The sequence below is a fragment of the Rhodococcus sp. SBT000017 genome, from assembly GCF_003688915.1.
GTDB lineage: Bacteria > Actinomycetota > Actinomycetes > Mycobacteriales > Mycobacteriaceae > Rhodococcoides.
Genome location: NZ_REFU01000001.1, coordinates 2,681,682 through 2,707,337, shown reverse-complemented (window position 1 = coordinate 2,707,337; position 25,656 = coordinate 2,681,682). Strand labels below are relative to the sequence as shown.

Below are 25,656 nucleotides of genomic sequence, written 5' to 3'. Positions count from 1 at the left end.
TCGGGTGGCTCAGTCTGCGTCGAAACGTGTGCTGCCCCGGGACCACCTCCGGCGGTCTCCGGATAGAGCTCCGCTGCGCTTCGCACTGCGAAAGAACAATTTCCTTCGCACATCTGGCTCCGGTCGAGCATGCAACACCCTGACCCGTCTTACCTAATCCTGACTCCGCCTTGCTCCGGCCCGATGGGCTCCGAAAACTTTTCAAAGCGCCTGCGGCTGAAAACTTTCCGGATCAGGGCCAGGACGCCGGTCCAGTGCGCCGCCTTCTCTTCTTCGAGCCAGATGACGGCAAAAGAAATTGGCAGAGCGAAAGGGCCGGGGGAGCCGGTCCCGCAACAGAAAGAGAGCCCGACATGCCGCAGAGTACTTCCAGCACAGGACGACGGACCACCGCCGCACACAACGCCCGAACCACCGGAATTGTCACCCACACAACCGTCCTGGTCACAGGACCCCAACAGGCCACTATCACCGCCACCTCCGCAGCAACCGACGAAGCGCAGATGATCGTCGCACTAGGTCACGTCATGATGACCTTCCGCAGCGCCGAAACAGTATCCGCAGTCATCACCGGATTTGCCACCGTCCGGGCCGCACTTGCCGGAGCCGATGGACAAGCCCCCCACCCCGCCCAACCAGGCGCAGAATTCGGGGCCGCTGCGATCTCCGTCTTGTGGCTCGACAGCCCCGAACACACAGCAGTGCCGCACCACCGCTACAGCTCCGAACAACGTCGCACCATCCACTGGGTAGACCTGCACATGGGACCTGTCACGTGGCGCATCACCGACCGCATCGGGTACGACACCCTGATGGCCGAACTCCGACGCGTTCACCGTGCTGCCGTCGGAGTATTTCTCGACGGCAGCCGCTACCGTCGCGACCCCGCCAAACTCCTCGATGTCTTCGACGACGTCTAGTACCACACGTTCGGCCCCAACCCCGGGGCCGAACGTCGTTTATCCACAGGCTGACTCGACACCACAGTTATCCACACCCTCGCCTGACCGCCTCCGCAGCGAACGCTTTGTTACGGACCTCGTGTGACGCTCGATTAGAAGCAGCTGGCCGGCACGAGCGACGAGGAACCAAACGATGATCACCTGGACCGTCACCACACACCCCGAGGACAACCCCGAAATTCTTACCGCAACCGGAGCAGAACCCAATCTCCAAGGTGCGAAACGCGCCGCCGCCGATGCCGTCCGTGTCGCCCTCCTCGACGCACGCGAGCACGCATCGTCCGACAACGGAACGCCGCCGTCCTACCTCGTCACACTCGACGGAACCTGTGCCCTCATCATCGGACTCGGAAGCTGCAGGCCCGAGAACTACAACGCCGTCCTCGACAGCCTCGAGCAGTTCGACGGCACCGCACCACCGAACCTTCTCTACATCTGACCCACACCTCCGCAATGACGACCAACGCGGCATAACCAAGCACAGCGCCACCGGAGTACCGAATCCAGTTCTCCCGCAACAGACCCGCAAAGAGAAACGAGGCGAACAGATGACCCCGTTGAGAGCAGTCGAACCCACCGACGACGATCACGCTGATCTGACGGACCATCCGGAGACGGCATCGGAAGCACTGGTCATCTGCGCACTGATGTGGTTGCAGGACACCGACGAGGCCGCCCGCATTGCAGCGTCATTGCAGGCCAACGATTTCCACGATCCCGTTTATCGCGAGCTGTATGGCATCGTGCAGGGGCTGATCATCGACAACCTCCCACACGACCCCGCGAGTGTTCTGGGCGTTCTTGTCCGGTCAGGTGCCAGTGGACACCGCGGTGCACGGCTGCGTCGAACACTGACCGACGTCACCGCAGCGAACGCATGCGGAGCATCGGCAACCGACTACGCCGGCATGGTCCTGTCGGAAAGTTACCGACGCAGCTTCTTCGAGGCAGGGATCAGAATTCAGCAGATCGCCGAGGAAGCGCCGGAAGAATTCCTCTTCGACCAGCTCGTCGAAATCGGAAGGGCGCAACGTGAAGCGACAAACCGCCTGAACGCCTTCCGCAGCGGTAGCACACTGTGACGGCGCGGGAAGAGACAGAGCCGGGCCGTGAGCGGCGTCGAGCTGCCCTCGCTTCTGTCCGGTTGGCCGCCGCAGACGTCGCACATCGAGATACGGACGAAGTTGAAAACCTCGCTGCCGGGCATGAGATAGATGAAGCCCTGGCCGCCGGCAACACACTGAACGAAGTTGCGCGGTCCATCTGTTACACCGAGGCAGTCGCCTCAGACCTTCTAAGCAAGTTCCAAGAGTTCCGCGACAGTCTCGCGGCGCGCAGCCAAATTCCCCTGTTCTGAGCAACTTTCCACGCACACCTCGCATTGCCGCTATGACTCGAAGAGGCCGAAGCCATGAATTTCATCCGCATCGACACCGACCGAGGGACCCTCTACGGGCCATCCTTCGCCGAGACGCTGACACACTTCTTCGGACAGAACCAGCACGTCGAGTGGGAATTCCACCAGCTCACCGCCGGATACTCTGATGGGCGGTGCACCGTGTCGACCGCGATCCGAGTGCATCACCGCGGACAGTGGATCGTCGCTGCTCGATCCTTCGGCTCCCGCACCGTCGACGCGATCCCCGACTGCGTAGTTCGCGTCGAATCGAATTTCGCCGCCGCACCGTTCGACGCACCTGCGTTACCTCGCTGGGTGTACGAGTGGGCGTATGACCTGCTGGTCTAATTCACGGTATAGGTCGACTGGTACAGATCGAAAGCGAAGAACTTCTCGAGTTCGTAGATGCAGAAATGCCGGAGTGCGACCAATAGTTTTCAGCGCGCGACGATCCCAAGAGGGTCACCCCGCAGAAGCGACTTCCCATTGTGAATGAGTCAGCGAACATCGCACCGAACGACGACCGGGTTTGTGTCGAAAGTTCGCACGCGGCTTCACGGTCTCTTGGTACGGGGTGGTCGTGTCGCTGGTCCTCGTCTCGTGGTGCGCTTCCGATCCACTGCATCGATGTCTTCGTTGATGGTTCGGCGAAGTTTCCTGAGGGTCAGTGCCGACAGCGGCAGGCTTGCTGCGAGTGCGATGAGAAGAACCAACACGAAGGGGATGTCGAGACTGGTCAGCGCGTCGACGGCCAAAAGCACTCCTGCGGCCACGCACACGAGGAGCAGGCGCACGACGTTGTAAGCCAGCACATGTAGGGCAAGCCGTCCTCGAGCAGTTGAGGGTGTGCGGATCAGTGGCATCTGCTGTCCTGTCGTGCGTCGTGGCTCATCGTGCTTTCCATTCAGGCCGGTAAGAGTGTCTGGCGTCATCGTCCGGTGCGGGACCGGGTTTCGGTGCCGATCTGTTTGAGGAAGTCGTTGTAAGCGTTCAGTTCGCTGTATCCGTCCTCTTCGGCTTGGCGATCCGCGACGGCCGATTCCTCTTTTTCGTCCCGGTTCCATTGAATGCAGAAGATGAGCACGACCAGTAGGGCGACCGGTTCGCCGTAGGACCACGCCAACGCTCCGGCGAGCTTCTGATCGGATACCGGATCGATGCCCCATTCCGGGGGTGGGAAGGCGAAGGTCGCCAGCATTGGGGTGCTCGACATCATCAAGATGACACCGAAGAACACGTGCAGCGGCATCTCGACGAACAGGTCGAACAACCGGCCCAGATTGCTCTGCCGAACGGGGAGGGGGCCGACGGCGAGCACAGGGATGATGAACAGCAGCCCGCTGGCGAAGAAGAAGATCTCCATCGATACGTGCCCGATGACTGTGATGGCGAGAACATCGAAGATCGACGACAGATACAGCCCGTAATAGCTGAAAAGGAACAACGGGATCGTCAGCCCGGGATGGAGAGCGATGCGTCCGGCGCGGCTACGCAACCCCGTCAGCGCCGCGATCAGTACCCACCTACCGGCTCCGTGATGCGCGGTGGCTCGCAGGAGAAGTCGTCCGGGCGAACCCACCACCAACAACGGTGGGATGGTCATCGACAACGTCAGATGCTGGAACATGAAGACGCTGAACAGGCTGTAGCCGTAGCGTTCGATCTGCAGTCCGGTCACCAGGACCAGCGCCGCGCAACCGAGCAGAAAACTCGCACTCCGCCACCGCGACCATGCGATACCTCGACCGCGGACCCGGTAGAGCCCCCAGCAGTACAGCCCGGCCATGACGACACCGGCGATCGGCAGGATCGGTAGGGGAGGAAGATCCCAGCTCAACAACGCTGCCAGCGTCGGCGGCCCTTCCGGGGGAGCAACGGCAGCGATGATCATCGGCACCCTGTCATTGCTTGTTCTTGCCTCGGATCACCAGGGTCAGGGCGATGGCACCGAGACCGAGCACAGCCAGGCCCACGATCGAGAGCAGCATCATGGTGTTCTGTTTCGGTGGCCGGTCTTCGCTGGCGGACGGATTGTTGGGATCGTAGGGCTGCGTTGCCGTGGTAGCAGGAGTCGGCGAGGTCGAGGTCGCACCGCTCTGCGACTGCTGTGCAGCGGCGTCCTGAGGGGTGGCGGTCGCCGCAACGTCGACGGAGAAACCGTACGATCCGGTGATCGGGTGCCCGTCCGCGGAGGTGACCCGGTAGCCGACGGTGTACTCCCCGTTGGGGAGTCCGTCCTCGAGCAGGACCGATACGTCGGGGCCCTCGACCGTGGCCGTTCCCTGTGCCCACTGAGTGTCGCCAGGACCCACGACGCTGATGGTCGCGAACGATTCGTTGATGTCCTGGTTGAACACCAGACCGACACCGATCGGCGCGAAGTCGAGTGTGGCATCGGCGGGCGGGTCGGAGCTGACCAGTTCGCTGTGCGCCGACGCCGGCGCCGCAGCGAACAATGCTGTCCCGCAGATCATCACGGCAATCAGCATCAGACGTTTCACGTGGGGTACTCCTCTGTATCGAGCCCGACCCAACAACTACGGGTCATAGTAGTAGGGAGGGCGGTTTAGCGGTGGGTCACTTCTGCGGCGATGGTTATTTCACCGGGTCCGGAGGATCGGATCGTTCATGGCCGGCGATGGCTTCGGTGATCACTTCCGAGGGCGCGATCGAATCCGAGTGCGGGCCACCGACGTGCTGCTCGGCGCGGATGCGTTCGACCATGTGCGGATAGTGAAGCTCGAACGCCGGCCGCTCGGAGCGGATTCGGGGCATCTCGGTGAAGTTGTGCCGCGGCGGTGGGCAACTGGTCGCCCACTCGAGGGAGTTACCGAACCCCCACGGGTCGTCGACAGTGACCACTTCGCCGTAGCGGTAGCTCTTGAAGACGTTCCAGATGAACGGCAGCGTCGAGGCTCCGAGAACGAACGATCCCACGGTCGAGACCTGGTTGAGGGTGGTGAACCCGTCGGACGGAAGATAGTCGGCGTACCGGCGCGGCATTCCTTGCGCTCCGAGCCAGTGCTGGACGAGGAAGGTGGCGTGGAATCCGAGGAACGTCATCCAGAAGTGCCACTTGCCCAGTCGTTCGTCGAGCATGCGGCCGGTCATCTTCGGAAACCAGAAGTAGATCCCCGCATAGGTCGCGAAGACGACCGTTCCGAACACGACGTAGTGGAAGTGCGCGACGACGAAGTAGGTGTCGGTGACGTTGAAATCGATGGGCGGGCTCGCCAGGAGCACTCCGGACAGCCCGCCGAAGACGAACGTGACGAGGAATCCGATGGAGAAGAGCATGGGGGATTCGAGGGTGACCTGGCCGCGCCACATGGTGCCGATCCAGTTGAAGATCTTCACCCCGGTCGGCACAGCGATGAGGAAGGTCATGAACGAGAAGAACGGCAGCAGCACGGCGCCGGTGGCATACATGTGGTGCGCCCACACCGCGATGGACAGGGCTGCGATGCCGACGGTGGCGTAGATCAGACCTTTGTACCCGAAGATGGGTTTGCGGGAGAAGACCGGGAAGATCTCCGAGACGATTCCGAAGAACGGTAGCGCGATGATGTAGACCTCGGGGTGACCGAAGAACCAGAACAGGTGCTGCCAGAGCAACGCCCCGCCGTTGGCGGGATCGAAGATGTGGGTGCCGAGTTTCCGGTCGGCGAGCAGGCCCATCAGCGCTGCGGTCAGCAGTGGGAACGCCAGCAAGATCAGGATCGAGGTCACCAGGATGTTCCAGGTGAAGATCGGCATGCGGAACATCGTCATTCCCGGTGCGCGCAGGCACACCACGGTGGTGACCATGTTGACCCCGCCCAGGATGGTGCCCAGGCCTGCGATGAGCAGGCCCACGATCCACAGGTCGGATCCGATACCGGGGGAGTAGACGGCGCTGCTCAACGGGGTGTATGCGGTCCAGCCGAAGTCGGCGGCACCGCCGGGGCTGATGAACCCGGCGGTGGTGACCAGTGCGCCGAACAGATAGAGCCAGTAGGAGAAGGCATTGAGCCGGGGGAAGGCGACATCGGGTGCGCCGATCTGCAGCGGCAGGATGTAGTTGCCGAAGCCGAAGACGATCGGGGTGGCGTAGAGCAGCAGCATGATCGTGCCGTGCATGGTGAAGAGCTGGTTGTACTGCTCGTTGGAGAGGAACTGCATTCCCGGAACGGCAAGTTCGGAGCGCATGATCAAGGCCATGAGGCCGCCGACGAGGAAGAATCCGAACGAGGTCACCAGGTACATCAGTCCGATGACCTTCGGATCGGTGGTGGTGACCATCGTGTGCAGGAACGACCCCTTGCGGGCCCCGCGGGGTGGATAGGGGCGAACCGCCGGCGCAGCCGGAGGAGATGTCAGCGCCGTCATGGAACCACCTTCGAATCGCACGCGAATTACAGGACGCGTCCGACAGCCTAACTCAAATACTATGCTGCATAGTATTTGGGTGGGTCAGGTCAGTACGGCCGCACACGCTGCGGCGGAGATCGCACTGAGGGTGAGGATTGCCATGGCGGCCGGCACCACGAGCGGCAGTACGGCGGCGGCAGCGTATGCGCCGGGCACTGTCCGGGTCGGCATCTGCGCGCTCGTATCGAGGTGGCGGAGTCGTTCGGTGGTCGATTCGCCGATCAGGCCCAGTGCCCACAGTGGACGTGCAGAATGCGCCTGCGAGACCGTCGACAGTGCCGAACGTACAGTGTCGGCGCTGGTGACCGCGGCCGCGGACCGGTCCGCGGCGACCTCGACCAGAACCCGCACCGCTGCAGGTGCTGCGGCGAACAGGGGAACGCGAGGGAACGCCGCTGCCAGGATCTCGCAGATGTTGACGATGCGGTGGTGGCGCCCGCGCAGGTGGGCTCGTTCGTGTGCGATCACAGCTCGCTGTTGATCGGGATCGAGATGGGCGAGCAGGCCTTCGGTGGCCACGACGTAGCCGGGGCGACCGTCGATGCTGTAGGCCAGCGGGAGCGGGTGGTCGAGCCACATGATCGGTTCTGGTCCGGGGTCCGTGCGAGCGACGACGGCGATGACATCGCGGTGATAGTCGCGGACTTTGGACCGGGCTCGAAGTTGACGGCGAGTCGAGCGCAGGACGCGCGCCGACGCCGACGCCGCGAGGACGACCGATGCTCCGGCGACCGCTTCGCCGATCCACGGCTGGGCCGCGTGTTGCAGTGAGCCCAGACAGCGGACGGCGAGTTCGACCATGCCCTCGGCGGGCGCATGGCCGGGCCAGAGCAACACGGTCACCGCGGATCCCACGAGAAACAGCACCCCGGCGATGCTGCCGATCCATGCGGTCAAGGCGAGAGTGGGGCTCACGGTGCGGGTGAGAGAGGTCAGCGGCCGCGGCAGGGCGACGGCCGCGATGATCGCCGCGAGGAGCAACACCAGCGCGACGATCACCGGTTCACGTCCGGCAGGTTCCCCCGCAGAGCGTCGAGCTCGTCGTCGGTGACGGTTTTCGCGAAATGCATCAGGACGGCGGCCGAGTCGGTGCTGGTGTCGAGGATTTCGCGCAGAGCTTGCGAGGTGGCCTCCGCGCGCGACTGCACCGGGGAGTACAGGTACGCGCGTGACTGCTTGGTCCGCTCGACCCACCCCTTCTCGTGGAGATGGGTCACGACGGTCAGGATCGTGGTGTAGGCGGGGTTTCTGTCGGCCATGAGTTCACGCAGGTCGTGGACCGACTGCGGTCGATCGCATTCCCAGAGCACGTTCATCACCTCCGCTTCGAGATCACCGAGCCTTTTCATCGCCAGTTCTTCTTTCCTCGTCGTGTCAGGTGATATCGACTCCGCGTGCCGACAGCCACGCCGTCGGGTCGGACTTGGCACCGTCGGGTTGCCACACTTCGTAATGCAGGTGGGGTCCGGTGGATTGGCCTCGGTTGCCTACCGTAGCAATGAGCTCGCCGGCTTTCACACGTTGACCGGCGGTGACGAGCGCCTGGTCTATGTGGCCGTACACCCCGATCGTGCCGTCGTCCTGACGAATACGCACCCACAGGCCGAACCCTTGCGCCGGCCCTGCTTCGATGACCTCACCGTCGGTCACCGATACGATCGGCGTCCCGATCGTATTGGCGATGTCGAGTCCGTAATGCGTTGTCCCCCAACGTGGCCCAGAACTGGAGGTCAATGTGCCCGACACCGGCACCACCGAGAGCGGGCGCCGCGCCTCGGCATCGCGTGCAGCGCGCTCCGCCGCCCGAACTCCCCCCTCGGCGAGTTGCTCGGTCATGCGCTGCGCGACCCGGCCGACATCGAGATCGGGCAACTGCAACACCTGCGGGGGTGAGGCAACGACCGGGCTCGGCGGCAGGACGCCGGCGGGAGGTCGATCGATACTCGCAGCGCTGAGCGCCACACTGTCCTGCGACCCCGTGTTCGGAGCCGTCGCTGCCGCGGAAAGAAAGGCACCGACCGCGACCGACGCAGCGATGGCGCGGCCACCCGGCTTCGGCACCCGGCGGCGATGAAGTCCGCGGCGAGCACTTCGCGACACGGCCTGGACTACATCGCGGTCACCCTCGCCGTGCGTCGGCTCGTCCGGACCGGCCACGTGCGCCGCCCACATCGACGCGGTAGCGCCCGCGCCCGCGGTGTCCCAGGCGTCGCTGACCGCGTGAGCGGGTCCATCCGGTGCGGGCGTCTGCGCCGAGGGCGTGCGCTCGTCCTCCGACAGAGTCTCGGAGTACCCGGCATCGGCGGGCGACTCGGTCACGAAACGCGAGGGTGCGAACTCGGCCCGCCGATGACGGGGGCGATCGGTGAGCGCCAGCGGCCTGGTGCCGACGGGCATCGACATCACGCCGCCGCGCGCCGGCGCCGGCGCTGCGCAGTCGTCGTCGATCGGATCGGGTGTGCGGTGTCGGGCCAAGATCACAATCCTTGGTGGCTACGAGGCCGAGGCCTCGCTCGAGATAACGAAATGGTGACGGTCAGGCCACAGGTTACTACTATCGAGCATAGTTTTTCCATCCCGCTCGACCCGGATTCGCCCATACCGCTGGTCACGGTCCTCGGCAGGACATCCCGCGGGCTGCGGCGACCCTGACCGAGAACGGATTCTTCGGGTATCAGGGGTGATCCCGCCGAGAGGACAGGCCACCGAGCATGGTGTTGTACGCCTCGAGTTCGGTATCACCTTGATCGTCGACTCGGCGATCTCGTTGCCGTGCAGCGCTCTCGTCGGCCGCCGACCACCGGACCGCGGCGAGAACCGCGGCAGCGAGCAACGGCAACTCGCCGATGCCCCACGCCAGAGTGCCGCCGCGCCGCTGATCGGCCAGCAGGTCTGCGTTCCAATCCAGACGCAGTCCGCTGTAGAAGCTCGCTCCGAGCGCGGTCTCGAGATCGATCGTCACGACGAGGAAGAATGCGAACCCGGCCAGCGCGGTGATACTCGCGAGCAACTTCGTCAGTCCCGCGATCGGTCTCGGTACCGGGTCTTCGCCGACCGTGCCCCAGAACATCACCATCCCGACGGTCAGGAACCAGCCCTTCATCACCATGTGTGCCACATGAGAGTCGGCGACGGTGTCGAACACTGCGCCGGGGTAGAGCAGGTAGAAGCTGCTCAGAAACACCGTGGTGCTGACCCACGGGTGGATCGCGATCCGGGCTGCTCGGCTGTGCCATGCAGCCCGGAGCCATTCGCGCGAGCCCGGTGCCTCGGCTGCCGGCGCGGTCGGCAGGACCGAGGCGACCAAGGTGGCCGGTCGGCCGAGGACCAACAGCAACGGCACGGCGATGGCGACCGCGGTCAGTCCCGCCATGTGCACGCTGAACATCGCCGGGCTGTAGAGCCCGACCCCGGACGAGGTCGCCACGAGCAGCACCGCAGTGCCCGTCAACCAGCTCGCTGTCCACCGCCTCCGCCATGGCAGGCCTGCCCGCCGGCGGCGCCGCACGGCCAGCAGGTACAGGACGGCCGCGATCACCGCCGCGGAGCCGAACACCAGGTCGAAACGCCACTCGAACGCCAACCGCGCAGCGGTGGGAGGGCCGTCCAACACGTAGCCCAAGGCCTCTTCGTGCGCCTGAGGTAGCGAAGCGTCCTGCGGCGGGGGCGGGGGAGTGCGACCGAGTGCGACCGCCAGGCCCACTGTGGTGACGAGAACGAGGGTCTCGATCATCGACAACGTGATCAGGGATCTGCGGTTCTCGGGATCGTGAGCCAGAGCGCCGACCGTTCGTCGTCGCTGCATCCACCCGAGGGTCCCCACGATCGCCAGAGCTGCGATCTTCGCCAGTATCAGAGCGCCGTACGTCGAATCCCACAGCGACGTCACGGGTACTCGCACGGCAGCGTTGACCACTCCGGAGACCGCCATGATCACGAACGCAACCAGAGCGAGCGTCGAATAGCGGCGGGTCGCGACGGCGAGGTGTCCACCCCCGCGCAGCGCATGAGCGAGAAGTGCGAGGAGTCCGCCCACCCACAGTGCGGCAGCGAGGATGTGCAGAATCAACGAGTTCGTCGCGATGTCGTGATTGCCGCCGGTCGAGGAATGGCCGGTGACCGCGCGCGGGATCAACGCGAGCATCGACAGGGCGAACAAGGCGGGGGTCCACCGATGCCGCAACACCGCCGCGCATGCTGCGGCGGTGATCGCCGCGACCGCAGAGGTGATGGCCCATGCAGTGGAGGAATCGACATCGCCGATCGCACCGAGGAACTGCACCGGTTGCGCCGCAACGGATCCGACAGGTTGACCCGACGCATCCGAGAGCGTCAGCGGCACCAACGCCGCCGCGCACACCGCCCACACTGCGGAGGCCTTCGCCGCGGTGCGGACGGCTACGTACCCGTCGATGTCGAGCACACCCGACCTCTGAGGCGGAACGAGAAATGCTGCGAGGAGCAGCGAACCCGCCGCCACGACCGCGGCCACCTCGCCGATCGCGGTCAGCGCCGGAATCCCGAACGTGGTGACCGGGCCGGGATCGGGCAGACCCAACAGGACGAGCGCTTGGGACGTCGACATCGCGGCGAGCAGTGCAGCGACCACCGCGGCAATCACCGCGCACAGCACCATCACCTGCGATCCGGAGCGTCGATCCACTGCGCCGCGGGTCGAGCGGGCCGCTTCGGTGGCCATGGTGTCCGCCTCTTCCCGGTGGATCGTGTTTTCGTCATAGGCGCGAGGCAGTCCGACCTGCGCCGACAATGAACTACTACGAATGATAGTTGTACGAGTCCGGGCCGCCGGACGATCCTTCAACACTTGCATATATGCGCATATCGCAATATGTTGTCGTTCTGCGGACCGGACACGACGAAGGAGCAGCGATGGGGCACGGACACGGCCACGGGATCGAGCCGGGTTCACCGGCCAGCGCTTCCGGAAAACACCTCGGCCGACTGTGGATCGCCGTCGGCCTGGGGGCGGTCACCCTCGTGACGCAGGTCGTGGTCGGCCTGTCCACCTCGTCGCTGGCCCTGCTCTCCGATTCCGCACACGTGTTCACCGACGTGTTCGGGATACTGATGGCGATCGTGGCGATCACACTCGCGCAGCGACAATCGACCAAGGCTGCCCGCACGTTCGGGCTCTACCGAGCCGAGGTGTTCGCCGCATTGTTCAATGCACTTCTGCTGTTCGGTGTGGCCGGTTGGATTCTTTACGAAGCAGCGCAACGCATCTCGAATCCGCCCGAGGTCCCCGGCGTCCCGGTGATGGCGGTGGCCACACTCGGGCTCGTGATGAACCTCATCGCGTTCGCCTTGCTGCGCAGCGGCGCCAAGGACAGCCTCAACGTTCGGGGTGCGTATCTCGAGGTGATGGCGGACATGCTCGGCTCGATCGGCGTACTCGTCAGCGGGCTGGTCACCGTCCTGTTCGGATGGCGGTACGCAGATCCGGTCATCGCGGTCGCCATCGGAGTGTTCGTCCTGCCGCGCGCGTTCAACCTGGGCCGTCACGCCGTGCGGATACTGCTGCAGCACGCCCCGTCGGGCATCGACGTGGCAGCGGTCGAGAAGTCGTTGGCCGCCGTCGAGGGTGTCGAGGACGTGCACGACCTGCACATCTGGACCCTGACGTCCGGGATGGAGGTCGCGTCGGCGCATTTGACCGTGACCCCGGGTACCGCCTCACCGCCGGTGCTCGCTGCCGCTCAACAGGTCCTTCTCGATCAGTACAGTCTCGAACACGCCACGCTGCAGGTCGAACCTCCACGCGGTGAGGGGCGATGTCGGGAAGTGGCGTGGTGACAGGGAGCAGTCGAGGTCTTCGAAGTGGGTGAGGCGGGGTCGTGCGAACCCGCCGGCTCGGGTCACGCGGGGTCGTGAGACGGATCTGCGCGGCGCGGTCGGTGGTCCACAGGGACGTCCGTAGCGAGCACTGCACCGGCGACACGGCGAAGGAGCCGCAGACAGTGAGGTCCACGGTCAGGTGTGTGCGGCCGCCGAATCGGAACCGGGCTGCCTCTCGGCTGTATCCCGCACGAACACCGACGCACCGATCAGCACCACGACACCGCTGGTGATGTAGACATCGGCGAGGTTGAACGTCGGCCACCATCCAGTGTGGAAGTAGTCCGTGACCGCACCATCGACAAGCCGGTCGAGAACATTGGACAGGGCACCGGCGAGGATCAGTGCCAGCGCTGCCGTTGTCCACTGCTCCCCGTGCCGAGCGCTGTGCCATCCGTAGGCCGCGACCCCGGCGGTGATCGTCGCCGTGACCGACACGATCACCCATAGAGGCAGCGAATCGCCCAGGCTGAAGGCCATTCCGCGGTTGAAGGCGAGTCGCAGTTCGAGGACCGGTAGTGCGATCGGAGAGCCGGGCAACGCTTGTTGCGCCCAGTAGTCGACGGTCAGCGCGGTAGCGACCAATGTCAGCACGAGAGTCACTGTGTAAGCACGCACTCGCGTGGGAGACGTGGTGGGGGAGCGGTTCACGGATCCTCGTTCTCGGGTGTACCTCGGACGGGTGTTGCGCGTCGACGGCATGGGATCGGTCTCCACCGCAGAGTTGCCACAACTTCAAATACTATGCAACATAGTAATTGATGAACGGCAGAGACTTCTCCGGTACCGGCTGCACGCGAGTGCCGTCATGAGGGCCGCTCCTGACATCGAACCCGGACCTCGACCTCTCGGCTACGGCCCGAGCCGGGCGCGGTGGGTGACCGGCAGCAACGGAGTCCGCGCGTGGATCCGGCTCCTCGCCGTCGCGTCGTCCGGGCTGATGTTGTACGCCACGTTCCCTCCCGTCGATCTGTGGTTTCTCGCTCCCGCGGCGATTGCCGTGCTGGTGCTGGCGGTCCGCGGGCAGGGAGCGCTCGCGGGAGCCGGCTACGGCTTCGTCGCCGGCTCGGCGTTCTTCGTGCCTCTGCTGCCGTGGGTGGGGGAGTACGTCGGATCGGTGCCGTGGCTGGCGCTGGCCGTCGTTCAAGCCCTCTTCGTGGCGATGTTCGGCGCAGTAGCGGATCGGATGTCCCGACTGCCGTGGGGGCCGGTCTGGGTGGCGAGCGCCTGGGTGGCGATGGAAGCGGCACGATCTCGGATCCCGTTCGGCGGATTCCCCTGGGGCCGCATCGCATTCGGTCAATCCGACGGGCCGCTGCTGCCTCTGGCTGCGTTGATCGGCGCGCCGGGGTTGTCGTTCGTCGTGGTGCTGATCGGGTCCGCTCTGGCCGGTGCCATCGCTTCCGATCGCATCACCCGCAGAACTGCAGCAGCGTCGTGCATCGGTGCGGCCACTGCTGTAGGGGCGCTCGCGGTGGTAGCTCCACTGTTCGCTCCACCGCAGCAGGACACGGTCACCGTCGCCTTGGTGCAAGGCAACGTCCCGCGGCTCGGTCTCGACTTCAACGCCCAACGACGAGCAGTGCTCGACAACCACGTTCAGCGCACCATCGAGCTCGCCGACGACATCGACTCCGGCCGCGTACGCGCACCCGATCTGGTCATCTGGCCGGAGAACTCCTCCGACATCGACCCTCTGCGCAACCCCGATGCCGCCGCACGTATCGACGCCGCAGCCCGCGCCGTCGGAGTGCCCATTCTCGTCGGCACGGTGCTACGCCAGGGCGACGGCACCACCACGAACACCTCGATCGTGTGGGATCCCGCCAGCGGGCCCGGACAGATGCACGACAAGCGACAACTGGTGCCGTTCGGCGAATACTTGCCGATGCGCGCGATCGTCACGGCACTCTCTCCCTATGCCGCCCAAGCGGGAAACTTCACCCCGGGCCAGGGCAACGGTGTCGTCGACCTCGCCGGAGTGCCCGTCGCGGTGGCCACCTGCTACGAGGTCGCCTTCGACGCATTGCTCACCGACTCCGTTCGCGCCGGTGCCCAGCTGATCGCAGTGCCGACCAACAACGCCACCTTCGGTCGGACGAACATGACCTATCAACAACTCGCCATGTCGCGGGTGCGAGCGGTCGAACACGGGCGCAGCGTCGTCGTTTCGGCCACCAGCGGCGTCAGCGCCGTCATCGATGCACGCGGGGAGGTCGTCGAGCGCACGGAGCTGTTCACCCCCGCAGCTGTCGTCACCGAGGTGTCCCTGAGCGCCACGCTCACCCCGGCGACGATCACCGGCAGCGTTCCGGAATGGATTTCCGCCACCGGCGCTGTTGCGGCACTGGCGTTCTCGCTGCTGCGCCGACCACGCTCCACCACACCGAACACGCAAACTACTATGTCGCGTAGTATTTAGATGGTGGTCGGTGACGGGCGTGCGGAGATGACGATCGACGAACACCCCGGTGCGCACTCGCCGAGACTGGTGCGCAGAACAGTGGCGATGCTGCGCAACCGGTGGCGACAACTGACGTCGATGCGTACAGCGCTGGTGCTGCTGTTCCTCCTCGCCGCCGCAGCAATCCCCGGCGCACTGCTGCCGCAGCGCAATCTCAATACCCAGGCCGTCGATGCCTACATCGCCGCGCGCCCGGCTCTCGGGCCGGTGATGGACACACTGGAATTGTTCGACGTGTTCGCAAGTTCCTGGTTCACCGCGATCTACGTCCTGCTGTTCGTGTCCCTGATCGGCTGTCTGACTCCCCGGTTGATCGAGCACGGCAAAGCTCTGCGCGCACAACCTGTTCGAGTACCTCGAAACCTCACTCGACTACCGTTGCAGCATTCGGGCACCCTCGCCGGTGACCCCGAGAAGGTGATTGCCGACATCGCGCCGCACTTGAAAGGGTGGCGTACCGTCGTTCGGCCCGAGCCCGATGGGGCACTGACTCTCTCGGCCGAGAAGGGCTACACCCGCGAGGCCGGGAACTTGCTCTTCCACTTCTCTCTGATCGGTCTGCTCGCCGCTATCGCCATCGGCAAACTGTTCGGCTACGAAGGCTCGGTCATCGTCATCGCCGACAACGGACCCGGTTTCTGCAACACCTCTCCCGCCGTCTACGACTCCTTCCGCGCCGGCAACAGCACCGACGGCACCGGACTCGAGCCGTTCTGTATCCGGGTCAAGGACTTCACCGCCGACTACCTCGACAATGGTCAGGCCGAGATGTTCACCTCGAACATCTCCTACCAGAGCGCCGACGACATCGCCGCCGACACCTGGCGCGACTATCAACTCAAAGTCAACGAACCCCTCCGGCTCGGCGACGAACGCATCTACCTCACCGGACACGGCTACGCCCCCGAATTCACCGTCACCTTCCCCGACGGCCAGACCCGCACCGAAGCCCTGCAGTTCCGCCCCGACGACGCCACGACGTTCCTCAGCAGCGGCGCGCTGCGATTCGACCCACCCGGGGGGACCTACGCCACCGCCGACGAACGCCGCCGAGGCCAGATCGCCATCGAAGGACTCTTCGCGCCCACCGCGCAATTCAACGGAAACCTGCTCTCCTCCCGCTTCCCGGAATTGGTCGATCCCGCTGTGGCAGTAGACATCTACAAGGGCGACACCGGTCTCGACACCGGCATCCCGCAGTCGATCTTCTCCCTGGACCAGGAGATGATCAACCAGGGTCGGCTGGTCAAGCAGGACCGGGTCAACCTGCGGCCCGGAGAATCGACAACCCTCTCCGACGGCACCCTCGTCCGGTTCGACGGTGCCAAGGAATTCGCGAATCTCCAGGTCGGATACGACCCCGCGCAGCGGTGGGTCCTCGTGTTCGCGGTCACGATGATGACCGGACTACTGGTGTCCCTGGTCATCACACGCCGTCGTGTCTGGTTCCGGGCCCACCTTGGCGAACACGGTCTCTCGCGAGTGGACATGGGCGGCCTGGCTCGCACCGATCACGCCGGCTGGGGACCCGAATTCCAGACCCTCCGGTCACAGATCTGGCCGCAGACAACTTCGAGCGTCTCCGAGACCCACGACAGAGAAACGGTGTAACACCATGCCGATCGACGACACCCTCGCCCGTTGGAGCGACATCAGCTTCGAGACAGCCTTCGTGGTCTATCTCCTCGCAGCGATCGCATTCCTCGGCCAGCTCGCATCGACCCGTAGCGCGGCGCTGCACAATATGGAGCGACTGCGCACGCGGGTGATCGCAGTGACATCGACGACGCCAGGACGCATTCCCGATGCACCCCGGCGGGTTCCGTCCGAACGCATGGGCCGTACCGGACTCGGGCTGGTGATGGTGGCGCTGACGTTGCATGTCGGGTCGATCGTTCTTCGCGGGATCGCCGCCAGCAGGCCGCCGTGGGGCAACATGTACGAATTCGTCTCGGTCACCTGCGCGGCCGGTGTACTGGCTGCACTGGTGGTGCTGCGCTCCAAGCAGCTGCGCACCCTGTGGTTGTTCGTCCTGGTGCCGACGTTGATCCTCCTGTTCGTCGCTGGCACCGTGCTGTACGCCAACGCAGCACCGGTGGTACCGGCACTGCAGTCGTACTGGCTGCCGGTGCACGTCTCGATCGTCTCGCTCGGCAGCGGGGTGTTCTTGATCTCCGGGGTTGCGAGCGCGCTGTTCCTGATCCGCATGAAGCATCCCGAGGCCTCGGGGAGCAGAATGAGCCGAATCGTCGCCCGTCTGCCTTCCGCGCAGACACTGGACATCCTGGCGTACAAGACCACGATCTTCGCATTTCCACTCTTCGGCGTCGGCGTCATCCTCGGTGCCATTTGGGCCGAAGCCGCATGGGGCCGATTCTGGGGCTGGGACCCGAAAGAAACGGTCTCCTTCATCACCTGGATCGTGTACGCCTCCTACCTGCACGCCCGAGCCACCAGCGGATGGCGCAACACCCGCGCAGCATGGATCAACATCGCCGGATTCGTGGCGATGCTGTTCAACCTGTTCATCATCAACATGGTCGTCTCAGGCCTACACTCCTACGCAGGCCTGAACTGATGACTCCCGCTACGTGCCCCCCAGCGCGTCCGCAAGGTCCTGCGGAATGGGCATCGGCGACATCAGTCCCGCCTCGACCCGGCCGGTGTTACCGGCCGGGTATCGCCCCGACCACGATCCTGGAGCAGCGACCACGATCCGAATCAACTGGCCCCAGGATTCGCGCCGATCATGTTCTGTCACCGCAGCTTTCAACATCGCGGCGTGGTTGCGAGTATGCAACCACGGATAGGGCTGCGAGAGGATGTGTGCTCGTTCGAGGTGGTACCAGCGCACCTCTGTTGTCGATGCCCCTGCTGCTGCGGTCATTTCGATCTCGTAGAGCCTGCGTGCAGTTCGATCACCGCTCACAGGTCTCTACCTCTTTCCGCGGAAGAGTTCGCCGTGCGCGGGGGTCGATGTGCAGCAGGTACATCCATCCGAGCACCCGGAGCTGTCATCGTATGCTCCGATCGCCGATGGTGACGTTGTGGTGTTGGAGGCCAGTAGGTTCCCAGATGCGAGAGGTGCGGTGTTCCTCGGCGTCGGAGCCGGAGCACAGCAGGCATCCTCGAAGGCCGCTGCGGGTGCGATCGTGACGTTGAGGGCACCGGACGCCGCGGGCGGGGGCACGAACCCGTCCAAGGGAGTGGTGCGGGCGGCGCGAATCGCATTGGCTATGACCAGGACTTCGGCGAGTTCGTGGACGAGCACCACGGTGGCCAAGCCCAGGACACCGGTAGCAGCCAGTGGGACGAGCACGCCGATGATGGCAATCGACAAGGCGATGTTCTCGATCATGATGCGCCGGGCGCGTCGAGCGTGGGCCAGCACCTGCGGTAGATGCCGGAGGTCTTCCCCCATGAGGGCAACATCGGCGGTCTCGATGGCAACGTCGGTTCCCATCGCGCCCATGGCGATACCGACATCTGCGGTCGCCAAGGCGGGAGCGTCGTTGATGCCGTCGCCGACCATGGCAATCTTGCGTCCGGCCGCGATGTCGGTCAGCAGGGCCGCTTTGTCCTCGGGCAGTAGTTCGGCGTGGACGGCGGTGATGCCCGCCTGGGTCGCCAGAGCCTGCGCAGTGAGCGCGTTGTCGCCGGTGAGCATCGCAGTGTCGATACCGAGCGCGGTGAGTTGGCGGACAGCCTCGGCGGCCTCGGGCCGCAGTTCGTCGCGGACGGCGATCGCAGCGATCAGAACTCCGGCGCGTTCGACGAGAACGACTGTGGCACCGCTGCTCTGGAGACGAGCGACGTCGGCGCGGAACTCCTCGGAGCTGGGGTGTGTGTCGAACCAGCTCGGTTTCCCGAGCCTGATCGGGGCTCCGTCGAGGGTGCCGGTCAGGCCGTGCCCGGCGATGGCAGTGACATCATCGGCTGCCGCGACGGTCGATACGGAGGCCAGTACGGCGCGGGCGAGTGGATGCTCGCTGCGCGCTTCGAGCGCAGCAGCAACGGCCAGCGCGGCGTCGCGGCTGATTCCCGCAGCGGTGACGACGTCGACGACCTCCGGTCGTCCTGCGGTGAGGGTGCCGGTCTTGTCCAAGGCGACGACGCGAATGCGGCCCAGCTCTTCCACTGCTGCACCGCCTTTGATCAATGCCCCGTTGCGACTTGCTGCGCCGATTGCTGCAACCACCGACAAGGGAACGGAGATCGCCAGCGCGCACGGTGATGCCGCGACCAGGACCACCAGTGCGCGTTCGAGCCACAGCATCGGGTCACCGAGCACCGCGCCCACGCCGGCGACGAGTACGGCGAGAACCATGATCGAGGGCACGAGGGGGTGTGCAATCCGGTCTGCGAGCCGCTGGCCGGCCCCTTTGCGGTCCTGGGCTTGCTCGACGATGTGCACGATGCGAGCGAGTGAGCTCTCCGACGCCTTCGTGGTGACGGTGACCTCGATGGCCCCGCCGCCGTTGATGGCACCGGCATGCACCTCGTCACCGACACCGGCTTCGATGGGCACGGATTCACCGGTGATCGCAGACACGTCCAGGTTGGTCGAACCGCGAGCGATGGTGCCGTCCGTGGCAGCTCGCTCACCCGGCCGCAGCACCATGATGTCCCCGATCACGACATCGTCGGGGGACAGGGCCTGCTCGGTTCCACCGCGCAGGACAGATACCGTCGGCGGCACCAAGGACAGGAGTGCGCGCAGTCCGCGGCGGGTCTTGGAGACCGCGTATTCCTCGAGTCCCTCGGCGACGGAGAACAAGATGCCGAGCATCGCGGCCTCGGGGATCTGGCCCAATGCGATGGCACCGAGGAGCGCGATCGTCATCAGCGTGCCGACACCGATGCGTCCGTGTCGCAGATTTCTCACCGTCGCGGGAACGAAGGTGACGGCGGCGATCGCGGCAGCGATCAGAGCGCCGACGGTCGCAACCGCATCGGCACCCGTTCGACCGAGCACCCACGATGCGCCCAGGATGATCGCGGCGGCCGAGGCGAGTTGCAGCTCGCGGACCTGCCACAACCCCGGGAGTGCATCGGTCGGAGCCGGACCTCCCGTGCCCGCACCGTCAGCAGTGGATTCGGTGGTCGGCGCTGCCGGGGTAGGTCCGCAGCACGCGTCAGCCATGATCGACCCCGGTGACTTCGGCGGTGGCCGAGGCGGTGGGCAGTACCTCGGTCAGTGTCGCGAGCAGTCGGGTGCCGCGGTCGGTGAGCGAATACATGACCAACTTTCCCTCTCTGTTCGATGTGACGGCGTCCGCGGCTTTGAGTTTGCGGAGATGGTGGGAGACCAGCTTCTGGCTCTGTCCCACGATCCACGCGATGTCGCAGCCACACATCTGCCCGCCGGCGTTCAACGCGAGCGCGATGGTCAGTCGGGTGGGGTCGCCGAATGCTCGGGCAGCGTCGGCGACCGGTTCGATATCGCCGAGCGCGGGCAGAGTAGCGCGAACCCTCTCGGCGTGAGGGAGGTCCATACACAACAAATCGCACGAGTCCAGAGGTTCCAAGGCCATGGGCACAATCTAACAATCATGCGATCGTTAGGGAAGGTCCTTTAGTCAACGTTCGTACGATTGTTAGTGTCATAACGAGTCGAAACGCCCATATCGGGCCCATTGATCAATCCGAACGAATCGAGAAGGTAGTTGTATGAGCCGAGCGTTGAAGATTTCCTTGTCCCTGGTGATCGTGTTCGCCGCCGCGTTGGCTGTATTTCTGGTGGTGGATCGATCGGGGTCTCCGGATGCTGCCGCCGCCGAGCAGGCCGCGACCGACCCTGCCTCGATTGCGGTGCGCGAGAACAGTCATCGGTTGAACTCGGTGCCCGACGGCCGGGTCACGTTCGTGGAGTTCCTCGACTTCGAGTGCGAGGCCTGCCGATCGGCCTACCCGGCGATCGAGCAATTGCGTGAAGAGTACGGCGACCGGGTGAGCTTCGTGGCCCGCTACTTTCCGATCGCCTCCCACTTCAATGCCGAACGAGCCGCACGCGCAGTCGAGGCCGCGGCCCAGCAGGGCGGATTCGAGGCGATGTATCAGCGCATGTACGAAACGCAGGCGCAGTGGGGCGAACAGCAGGTTCCGCAGGACGAGTTGTTCCGCAGCTTCGCCGTCGAGCAAGGGCTCGACATGAGCGCCTTCGATGCCGCTTACACCGACCCTGCGACGCTCGCGCGCATCGAGGCCGACGTCGCGGACGGGATCGCGCTCGGCGTGCAGGGCACCCCGACGTTCTTCCTCAACGGCACCAAGATCGAACCGACCACGTACGGAGACCTCGCCGATGCCCTCGACGCTGCACTCGGCTGACCTCCCAGCGAACGAGACCCGACAAGGTGGATCGTTCGGCCGGAGCCTGCCCTGGCTGCTGCTGGTGGGCGGCCTGATCGGCCTGACCGCCGCGTTCGTGCTCACGGTAGAAAAGTTCGCTCTTGCGCTCGACCCCGCCTACGCCCCGACCTGCAGCATCAACCCGGTGCTCAACTGCGGATCGGTGATGGACACCCCGCAGGCGTCTGCGTTCGGATTTCCCAATTCCCTCCTCGGGATCGCAGGCTTCGCCGTCGTGGCAGCAGTGGGTGCCGCCCTTCTCGCCGGTGCGATGTTCGCGCAGTGGTTCTGGGGCGCAGTGCAGGTCGGTGTCACTGCTGCCGCAGTCTTCGTGCACTGGCTGATCGTGCAGAGCCTGTACGAGATCGGCGCCCTGTGCCCCTACTGCATGGCGGTGTGGGCGGTCACCGTACCGATCTTCTGGTACGTCACGCTGCGCAACCTCGACCGCGCCAGGTCGAAATCCGCTCTTCGGCAATGGTTTCGGGTATGGCTTGACTCGGTGATTCGCAATCACTCGATTCCGCTGACCGTGTGGTTTCTCGTCCTCATCGCCCTGATCGCGCAGCGTTTCTGGTCGTACTGGTCCACGCTCCTATGATCCGCGACGTACCGTTCGCCCCTCTGCCGCCCTCTCGAGAAAGAAGGTCACGGCGATGACGCGCGGCTGGTCGATCGTCATGCTCGTCGTTGTCGTTGCATCGATCGTCGCACTGTGGCCCCGCTCCGGTGGCGTCGAGGGCGGCCCGTCCGACGTCATCGCCAACAATGTCGCTCCGGTCGGACCCGAACCCACATTGTCCCGCCCGCCGGATGACGCGGCACGAGCAACAGCGCTACCGCTGTGTCCGCCGCCGGTACCGCGCGAAGGCGGTCCGCTGGCGGGAGTGATAGCGCGCTGCATCGGCAGCGACAGCTATGTCGATCTCGCCGATGTTCTCGGCAGCGAGGCGACGCTGATCAACCTGTGGGCATCCTGGTGCGGCCCGTGCCGCACCGAGATGCCCGTACTCGATGCCTACGCCGCAGAACCCGACGCGATCCCAGTCATCGGAATCGACGTCGAGGACCGACCCGAGGACGCGGCCGCGCTGCTCACGCAACTGGGCGTCCGCTATCCGAACTACATCGACGGCGGCAGCGTCCTGGACGCGCTCTCGGCACCGCCGGTCCTTCCCCTGAGCTTTTTCCTCCACCCGGACGGAACGATCGAGCGCGTCACCGACCCGACAGTGTTCGAGACGACAGACCAGATCCGCACTGCAGTAAAGGATTTCACCTCATGACACGTTTTTTCCCTGCGTGGGTCGGTGCGCGCCGTCAAGGCTCCACGCCCACCGCGGCAATTGGATCGATTCTTGCCGTCGTACTACTGATCTCCGGATGCTCCGACGGCGCACAGGCTGCATCCACGGGAGGTAGCTTCGACTTCGTCGCCCCCGGCGGTCGAACCGACATCGTCTACGATCCCCCCGAAACACGCGGTACCATAGGCGAACTCGCCGGCCCCGATCTGATGGAGGAAGGCAAGACGACCGCTCTGTCGGACTACGACGGCAAGGTGGTGGTGATCAATCTCTGGGGTCAGTGGTGTGGCCCCTGCCGCGGCGAAGCCGACGACCTCGAAGAGGTCTACGAGACCACCCGCGAGCGCGGCGTGCAGTTCCTCGGCCTCAACGTCAGAGATCCACAGAAGGACAAAGCGCAGGACTTCGTGGTCGACAACGACGTCTCCTACCCCTCGATCTACGACCCTTCGATGCGGACCCTGATCGCTCTCGGCGGGAACTACCCGACCAGCGTGATCCCTTCGACGCTGGTACTCGACCGTCAGCACCGCGTGGCCGCGGTCTTCATGCGCGCCTTGCTCACCGACGATCTCCTTCCCGTCGTCGAACGGGTAGCCGCAGAATGACGACTCTTCTCGCCCAGGACATCGGGTCGGCCTTCCAGAACGCGGCATCGAGCGGGCCCCTTCTGCTCGCGATCGCGGCATGCATGCTCGCCGGGTTGGTCTCGTTCGCCTCCCCGTGCGTGGTGCCGCTGGTGCCGGGATACCTGTCCTACCTGGCAGGAATCGCCGGTGCCGACGCCCAATCAGCCGAGACCCGATCGCCCCGCACCTCGACCACCGGCACCTCGACCACCGACACGTCGTCGCCGGAGCTGGCGAATCGCTGGCGTGTGGCCGGCGCAGCGTCGTTGTTCGTCGCCGGATTCACGATCGTCTTCGTCCTCGCCACAGCCTCGATCTTCGGAGTCATCGGCACCTTGCGCATCAACGAGCAAGTACTTCAACGAGTCGGCGGCGTCATCACGATCATCATGGGTGCAGCGTTCATCGGATTGATACCCGTTCTGCAACGCGACACCCGATTCGCACCTCAGCAGATCTCGTCCCTCGCTGGAGCGCCGCTGCTCGGCGGTGTGTTCGCGCTCGGCTGGACACCGTGTCTGGGCCCCACCCTCGCCGGCGTTCTGTCTGTTGCAGCAGGAACCGAAGGTGCAACCGCAGCCCGCGGGGTCACTCTCATCGTCGCGTACTGCATGGGACTCGGCCTACCGTTCGTCGTCCTCGCGTTCGGCTCGAGTTCGGCGATGCGCGGGGTGGGGTGGCTTCGAAGGAACTCACAGAAGATCAAGGTCGCCGGCGGTGTCATCATGATCGCCGTCGGCATCGCGCTGCTGACCGGAGTGTGGGGGTTGTTCATCGCCTGGATCCGCAACGAATTCGTCAGTGCAGTGGTCCTGCCCATCTGATCGAGATGTCGCCGAACCACCACGCCGCATTGCATTGTTCGGGTGGCCGAACTATATTTTCAGGGTCCTGACATACTGTTGGTGCTGGAGGGTGTGGTCATGTCTGTGCTGCAGCGCCGATCGTCTCGGCCGCCCTCGAGGTTTCGGTCGGGCCTGGTTCTGCTCGGCCCGGCTTTCGTCGCAGCGATCGCCTACGTCGACCCCGGCAACGTCGCCTCCAACGTCAGTGCCGGTGCGCAGTTCGGATACCTGCTGGTCTGGGTGATCGTTGCCGCGAACGTGATGGCCGGTCTCGTCCAGTTCCTCTCCGCCAAACTCGGCATCGTCACCGGAATGACACTGCCCGAAGTAGTCCGCGAGAAGTCGAGCAGGACTGTGCGACTGGCATATTGGGGGCAAGCGGAGGTGGTCGCCATGGCGACCGACCTCGCCGAAATCGTCGGCGGTGCAATTGCCCTCTACCTGCTCTTCGACCTGCCGCTCCTGATCGGCGGCCTCATCACCGGGGCCGTATCGATGATCTTGTTGATGGTCCAGGATCGGCGGGGCCAACGGCCCTTCGAGTTCGTGATTCTCGGGCTACTCGGTGTCATCGCCGTCGGATTTCTTGCCAGCGTCGTCGTGGAACCGCCATCGTTCACCGAGGCCGCGGCCGGTCTGATTCCGCGGTTCGACGGCGCGGAAAGCGTGTTGATCGCCGCCGCGATGCTCGGTGCGACGATCATGCCGCACGCGGTGTACCTGCACTCCGGCCTTGCTCGTGACCGGCACGGACACCCCGAGGCAGGGCCTGTCCGTCAGCGGTTGTTGCGGATCACCCGGATCGATGTCGGGTTGGCGATGCTGCTGGCCGGGGCAGTGAACATGTCGATGCTGCTGTTGGCGGCATCGACGTTGGGGGGCCGCGAGGGCGTCGATTCCATCGAAGGAGCCCACGCAGCGGTAGGGGACACCCTGGGGCCGGTCGTAGCGCTGCTGTTCGCGGTGGGCCTGCTGGCCTCGGGCCTTGCATCGACATCGGTCGGGGCCTACGCCGGCGCGATGATCATGGACGGCCTACTACGTAAGCGCATTCCGATTCTGGTGCGACGACTGGTGACCCTTGTTCCCGCAATGGCAATTCTGGCAGCAGGAGTCGACCCCAGTCGGGCACTGGTCGTCTCGCAGGTCGTGCTGTCGTTCGGTATCCCGTTCGCGTTGATTCCCTTGGTGCGGTTCACATCGGACCGCATCCTGATGGGCGGCGATGTCAATCACCGGATCACGGCATACGCGGCATGGCTCATCGCGGGAATCGTCGTCTCACTCAACATTGCATTGATCTATCTGACCGTGGCCTGACTGCGCGCGGGTAAACGTGTCCTGCACGCCTGTATTTCAGGACGATCACCGCTCGTGTGGTGATGGTGTTGTGCACGGTGAATCAGCATGAGTGGGTTCTGCCGCCGAAGTCG

General features: G+C 64.8%; 26 protein-coding genes. 14 read left to right on the top strand and 12 right to left on the bottom strand.

The features are described from left to right. The first annotated feature begins 353 nt into the window (after nucleotides 1-353). The 4 genes from AYK61_RS12525 to AYK61_RS12505 all read left to right on the top strand — a co-directional run bounded on the left by AYK61_RS12525 (nucleotide 354) and on the right by AYK61_RS12505 (nucleotide 2,709). A complete protein-coding gene (locus tag AYK61_RS12525; protein WP_094650936.1) occupies nucleotides 354-920 on the top strand; it encodes a hypothetical protein in 567 nt (188 codons plus the stop codon). A gap of 175 nt (nucleotides 921-1,095) precedes the next feature. Then, entirely contained in the window at nucleotides 1,096-1,401 is a 306-nt protein-coding gene (locus AYK61_RS12520; protein ID WP_094650935.1) for a hypothetical protein, read from the top strand. A 109-nt stretch (nucleotides 1,402-1,510) separates the two neighbouring features. Beyond that, complete coding sequence (locus AYK61_RS12515; protein ID WP_037107051.1) at nucleotides 1,511-2,044, top strand: DnaB-like helicase N-terminal domain-containing protein; 534 nt, start codon at nucleotides 1,511-1,513, stop codon at nucleotides 2,042-2,044. Nucleotides 2,045-2,373: 329 nt separating this feature from the next. After that, a complete protein-coding gene (locus AYK61_RS12505; protein ID WP_094650933.1) occupies nucleotides 2,374-2,709 on the top strand; it encodes a hypothetical protein in 336 nt (111 codons plus the stop codon). Between the two features lie 206 nt (nucleotides 2,710-2,915). On the opposite strand, the gene AYK61_RS12500 is transcribed toward AYK61_RS12505, so the two are convergent. The 8 genes from AYK61_RS12500 to AYK61_RS12465 form a co-directional block, all read right to left on the bottom strand. After that, the gene (locus AYK61_RS12500) at nucleotides 2,916-3,173 is read right to left on the bottom strand and encodes a DUF4229 domain-containing protein (RefSeq protein WP_052057734.1); all 258 of its coding nucleotides are present in this window, start codon (nucleotides 3,171-3,173) and stop codon (nucleotides 2,916-2,918) included. A gap of 116 nt (nucleotides 3,174-3,289) precedes the next feature. Next, a complete protein-coding gene (locus AYK61_RS12495; protein WP_094650931.1) occupies nucleotides 3,290-4,252 on the bottom strand; it encodes a cytochrome c oxidase assembly protein in 963 nt (320 codons plus the stop codon). Nucleotides 4,253-4,262: 10 nt separating this feature from the next. After that, nucleotides 4,263-4,862, bottom strand: coding sequence for a copper resistance CopC family protein (locus tag AYK61_RS12490; RefSeq protein ID WP_037107040.1), 600 nt, complete (start codon nucleotides 4,860-4,862; stop codon nucleotides 4,263-4,265). Between the two features lie 94 nt (nucleotides 4,863-4,956). After that, nucleotides 4,957-6,729 carry a cytochrome c oxidase subunit I gene (gene ctaD / locus AYK61_RS12485; RefSeq protein ID WP_094650930.1) on the bottom strand — a complete coding sequence of 591 codons (1,773 nt, stop codon included), beginning with the start codon at nucleotides 6,727-6,729 and terminating at the stop codon, nucleotides 4,957-4,959. An 84-nt stretch (nucleotides 6,730-6,813) separates the two neighbouring features. Beyond that, on the bottom strand, nucleotides 6,814-7,770 hold the full coding sequence (locus AYK61_RS12480) for a M56 family metallopeptidase (protein ID WP_094650929.1): 957 nt from the start codon (nucleotides 7,768-7,770) through the stop codon (nucleotides 6,814-6,816). Further along, entirely contained in the window at nucleotides 7,767-8,120 is a 354-nt protein-coding gene (locus AYK61_RS12475; RefSeq protein WP_032382574.1) for a BlaI/MecI/CopY family transcriptional regulator, read from the bottom strand. Before AYK61_RS12475 ends, AYK61_RS12480 begins: the two co-directional genes overlap by 4 nt. A gap of 25 nt (nucleotides 8,121-8,145) precedes the next feature. Further along, entirely contained in the window at nucleotides 8,146-8,943 is a 798-nt protein-coding gene (locus tag AYK61_RS12470; protein ID WP_121872702.1) for a M23 family metallopeptidase, read from the bottom strand. Nucleotides 8,944-9,445: 502 nt separating this feature from the next. Beyond that, nucleotides 9,446-11,470, bottom strand: coding sequence for a cytochrome c oxidase assembly protein (locus tag AYK61_RS12465; protein ID WP_121872701.1), 2,025 nt, complete (start codon nucleotides 11,468-11,470; stop codon nucleotides 9,446-9,448). Nucleotides 11,471-11,661: 191 nt separating this feature from the next. Here AYK61_RS12465 and AYK61_RS12460 point away from each other — a divergent pair, with 191 nt between their 5' ends. Continuing rightward, complete coding sequence (locus AYK61_RS12460) at nucleotides 11,662-12,585, top strand: cation diffusion facilitator family transporter (protein ID WP_121872700.1); 924 nt, start codon at nucleotides 11,662-11,664, stop codon at nucleotides 12,583-12,585. A gap of 177 nt (nucleotides 12,586-12,762) precedes the next feature. On the opposite strand, the gene lspA is transcribed toward AYK61_RS12460, so the two are convergent. Then, nucleotides 12,763-13,329 carry a signal peptidase II gene (gene lspA, locus AYK61_RS12455; RefSeq protein WP_259468030.1) on the bottom strand — a complete coding sequence of 189 codons (567 nt, stop codon included), beginning with the start codon at nucleotides 13,327-13,329 and terminating at the stop codon, nucleotides 12,763-12,765. Nucleotides 13,330-13,435: 106 nt separating this feature from the next. On the opposite strand from lspA, the gene lnt reads away from it, so the two are divergent. The 3 genes from lnt to ccsB are packed head-to-tail and all read left to right on the top strand — an operon-like array spanning nucleotide 13,436 to nucleotide 17,669. Then, a complete protein-coding gene (gene lnt, locus AYK61_RS12450) occupies nucleotides 13,436-15,049 on the top strand; it encodes an apolipoprotein N-acyltransferase (RefSeq protein WP_121870986.1) in 1,614 nt (537 codons plus the stop codon). A 27-nt stretch (nucleotides 15,050-15,076) separates the two neighbouring features. After that, nucleotides 15,077-16,702, top strand: a complete 1,626-nt coding sequence (locus AYK61_RS12445; RefSeq protein WP_183130250.1) for a cytochrome c biogenesis protein ResB — start codon at nucleotides 15,077-15,079, stop codon at nucleotides 16,700-16,702. 4 nt (nucleotides 16,703-16,706) lie between these two features. Further along, a complete protein-coding gene (gene ccsB / locus AYK61_RS12440) occupies nucleotides 16,707-17,669 on the top strand; it encodes a c-type cytochrome biogenesis protein CcsB (protein WP_121870985.1) in 963 nt (320 codons plus the stop codon). A gap of 9 nt (nucleotides 17,670-17,678) precedes the next feature. Here ccsB and AYK61_RS12435 read toward each other — a convergent pair whose 3' ends face one another. The 3 genes from AYK61_RS12435 to AYK61_RS12425 are packed head-to-tail and all read right to left on the bottom strand — an operon-like array spanning nucleotide 17,679 to nucleotide 20,625. Next, on the bottom strand, nucleotides 17,679-18,020 hold the full coding sequence (locus tag AYK61_RS12435; RefSeq protein ID WP_259468029.1) for a DUF3703 domain-containing protein: 342 nt from the start codon (nucleotides 18,018-18,020) through the stop codon (nucleotides 17,679-17,681). A 6-nt stretch (nucleotides 18,021-18,026) separates the two neighbouring features. Beyond that, nucleotides 18,027-20,234 carry a cation-translocating P-type ATPase gene (locus AYK61_RS12430; RefSeq protein WP_121870984.1) on the bottom strand — a complete coding sequence of 736 codons (2,208 nt, stop codon included), beginning with the start codon at nucleotides 20,232-20,234 and terminating at the stop codon, nucleotides 18,027-18,029. Further along, a complete protein-coding gene (locus tag AYK61_RS12425) occupies nucleotides 20,227-20,625 on the bottom strand; it encodes a metalloregulator ArsR/SmtB family transcription factor (protein ID WP_121870983.1) in 399 nt (132 codons plus the stop codon). Before AYK61_RS12425 ends, AYK61_RS12430 begins: the two co-directional genes overlap by 8 nt. Before the next feature lie 136 nt (nucleotides 20,626-20,761). On the opposite strand from AYK61_RS12425, the gene AYK61_RS12420 reads away from it, so the two are divergent. The 6 genes from AYK61_RS12420 (at nucleotide 20,762) to AYK61_RS12395 (ending at nucleotide 25,543) form a co-directional block, all read left to right on the top strand. Further along, nucleotides 20,762-21,421, top strand: coding sequence for a thioredoxin domain-containing protein (locus tag AYK61_RS12420; RefSeq protein ID WP_032370897.1), 660 nt, complete (start codon nucleotides 20,762-20,764; stop codon nucleotides 21,419-21,421). Beyond that, a complete protein-coding gene (locus AYK61_RS12415) occupies nucleotides 21,396-22,043 on the top strand; it encodes a vitamin K epoxide reductase family protein (RefSeq protein ID WP_121870982.1) in 648 nt (215 codons plus the stop codon). Before AYK61_RS12420 ends, AYK61_RS12415 begins: the two co-directional genes overlap by 26 nt. 55 nt (nucleotides 22,044-22,098) lie before the next feature. After that, nucleotides 22,099-22,728, top strand: coding sequence for a TlpA disulfide reductase family protein (locus AYK61_RS12410; RefSeq protein ID WP_121870981.1), 630 nt, complete (start codon nucleotides 22,099-22,101; stop codon nucleotides 22,726-22,728). After that, nucleotides 22,725-23,357 (top strand): TlpA disulfide reductase family protein, encoded by a 633-nt coding sequence (locus AYK61_RS12405; protein ID WP_121870980.1) that lies wholly within the window; start codon nucleotides 22,725-22,727, stop codon nucleotides 23,355-23,357. Before AYK61_RS12410 ends, AYK61_RS12405 begins: the two co-directional genes overlap by 4 nt. Then, nucleotides 23,354-24,202 (top strand): cytochrome c biogenesis CcdA family protein, encoded by an 849-nt coding sequence (locus tag AYK61_RS12400; protein ID WP_094648394.1) that lies wholly within the window; start codon nucleotides 23,354-23,356, stop codon nucleotides 24,200-24,202. The genes AYK61_RS12405 and AYK61_RS12400 overlap by 4 nt, the downstream gene beginning before the upstream one ends. A 99-nt stretch (nucleotides 24,203-24,301) precedes the next feature. Continuing rightward, nucleotides 24,302-25,543 (top strand): Nramp family divalent metal transporter, encoded by a 1,242-nt coding sequence (locus tag AYK61_RS12395; protein WP_121872697.1) that lies wholly within the window; start codon nucleotides 24,302-24,304, stop codon nucleotides 25,541-25,543. Nucleotides 25,544-25,656 lie beyond the last annotated feature (113 nt).

Coding starts and splice junctions, on each gene's coding strand:
- AYK61_RS12525 (WP_094650936.1), top strand. CDS start 354: ATGCCGCAGAGTACTTCCAGCACAGGACGACGGACCACCGCCGCACAC.
- AYK61_RS12520 (WP_094650935.1), top strand. CDS start 1,096: ATGATCACCTGGACCGTCACCACACACCCCGAGGACAACCCCGAAATT.
- AYK61_RS12515 (WP_037107051.1), top strand. CDS start 1,511: ATGACCCCGTTGAGAGCAGTCGAACCCACCGACGACGATCACGCTGAT.
- AYK61_RS12505 (WP_094650933.1), top strand. CDS start 2,374: ATGAATTTCATCCGCATCGACACCGACCGAGGGACCCTCTACGGGCCA.
- AYK61_RS12495 (WP_094650931.1), bottom strand. CDS start 4,252: ATGATCATCGCTGCCGTTGCTCCCCCGGAAGGGCCGCCGACGCTGGCA.
- ctaD (WP_094650930.1), bottom strand. CDS start 6,729: ATGACGGCGCTGACATCTCCTCCGGCTGCGCCGGCGGTTCGCCCCTAT.
- AYK61_RS12475 (WP_032382574.1), bottom strand. CDS start 8,120: ATGAAAAGGCTCGGTGATCTCGAAGCGGAGGTGATGAACGTGCTCTGG.
- AYK61_RS12470 (WP_121872702.1), bottom strand. CDS start 8,943: ATGTGGGCGGCGCACGTGGCCGGTCCGGACGAGCCGACGCACGGCGAG.
- AYK61_RS12465 (WP_121872701.1), bottom strand. CDS start 11,470: ATGGCCACCGAAGCGGCCCGCTCGACCCGCGGCGCAGTGGATCGACGC.
- AYK61_RS12460 (WP_121872700.1), top strand. CDS start 11,662: ATGGGGCACGGACACGGCCACGGGATCGAGCCGGGTTCACCGGCCAGC.
- lspA (WP_259468030.1), bottom strand. CDS start 13,329: ATGCCGTCGACGCGCAACACCCGTCCGAGGTACACCCGAGAACGAGGA.
- lnt (WP_121870986.1), top strand. CDS start 13,436: ATGAGGGCCGCTCCTGACATCGAACCCGGACCTCGACCTCTCGGCTAC.
- AYK61_RS12445 (WP_183130250.1), top strand. CDS start 15,077: ATGACGATCGACGAACACCCCGGTGCGCACTCGCCGAGACTGGTGCGC.
- ccsB (WP_121870985.1), top strand. CDS start 16,707: ATGCCGATCGACGACACCCTCGCCCGTTGGAGCGACATCAGCTTCGAG.
- AYK61_RS12430 (WP_121870984.1), bottom strand. CDS start 20,234: ATGGCTGACGCGTGCTGCGGACCTACCCCGGCAGCGCCGACCACCGAA.
- AYK61_RS12425 (WP_121870983.1), bottom strand. CDS start 20,625: ATGGCCTTGGAACCTCTGGACTCGTGCGATTTGTTGTGTATGGACCTC.
- AYK61_RS12420 (WP_032370897.1), top strand. CDS start 20,762: ATGAGCCGAGCGTTGAAGATTTCCTTGTCCCTGGTGATCGTGTTCGCC.
- AYK61_RS12415 (WP_121870982.1), top strand. CDS start 21,396: ATGCCCTCGACGCTGCACTCGGCTGACCTCCCAGCGAACGAGACCCGA.
- AYK61_RS12410 (WP_121870981.1), top strand. CDS start 22,099: ATGACGCGCGGCTGGTCGATCGTCATGCTCGTCGTTGTCGTTGCATCG.
- AYK61_RS12405 (WP_121870980.1), top strand. CDS start 22,725: ATGACACGTTTTTTCCCTGCGTGGGTCGGTGCGCGCCGTCAAGGCTCC.
- AYK61_RS12400 (WP_094648394.1), top strand. CDS start 23,354: ATGACGACTCTTCTCGCCCAGGACATCGGGTCGGCCTTCCAGAACGCG.
- AYK61_RS12395 (WP_121872697.1), top strand. CDS start 24,302: ATGTCTGTGCTGCAGCGCCGATCGTCTCGGCCGCCCTCGAGGTTTCGG.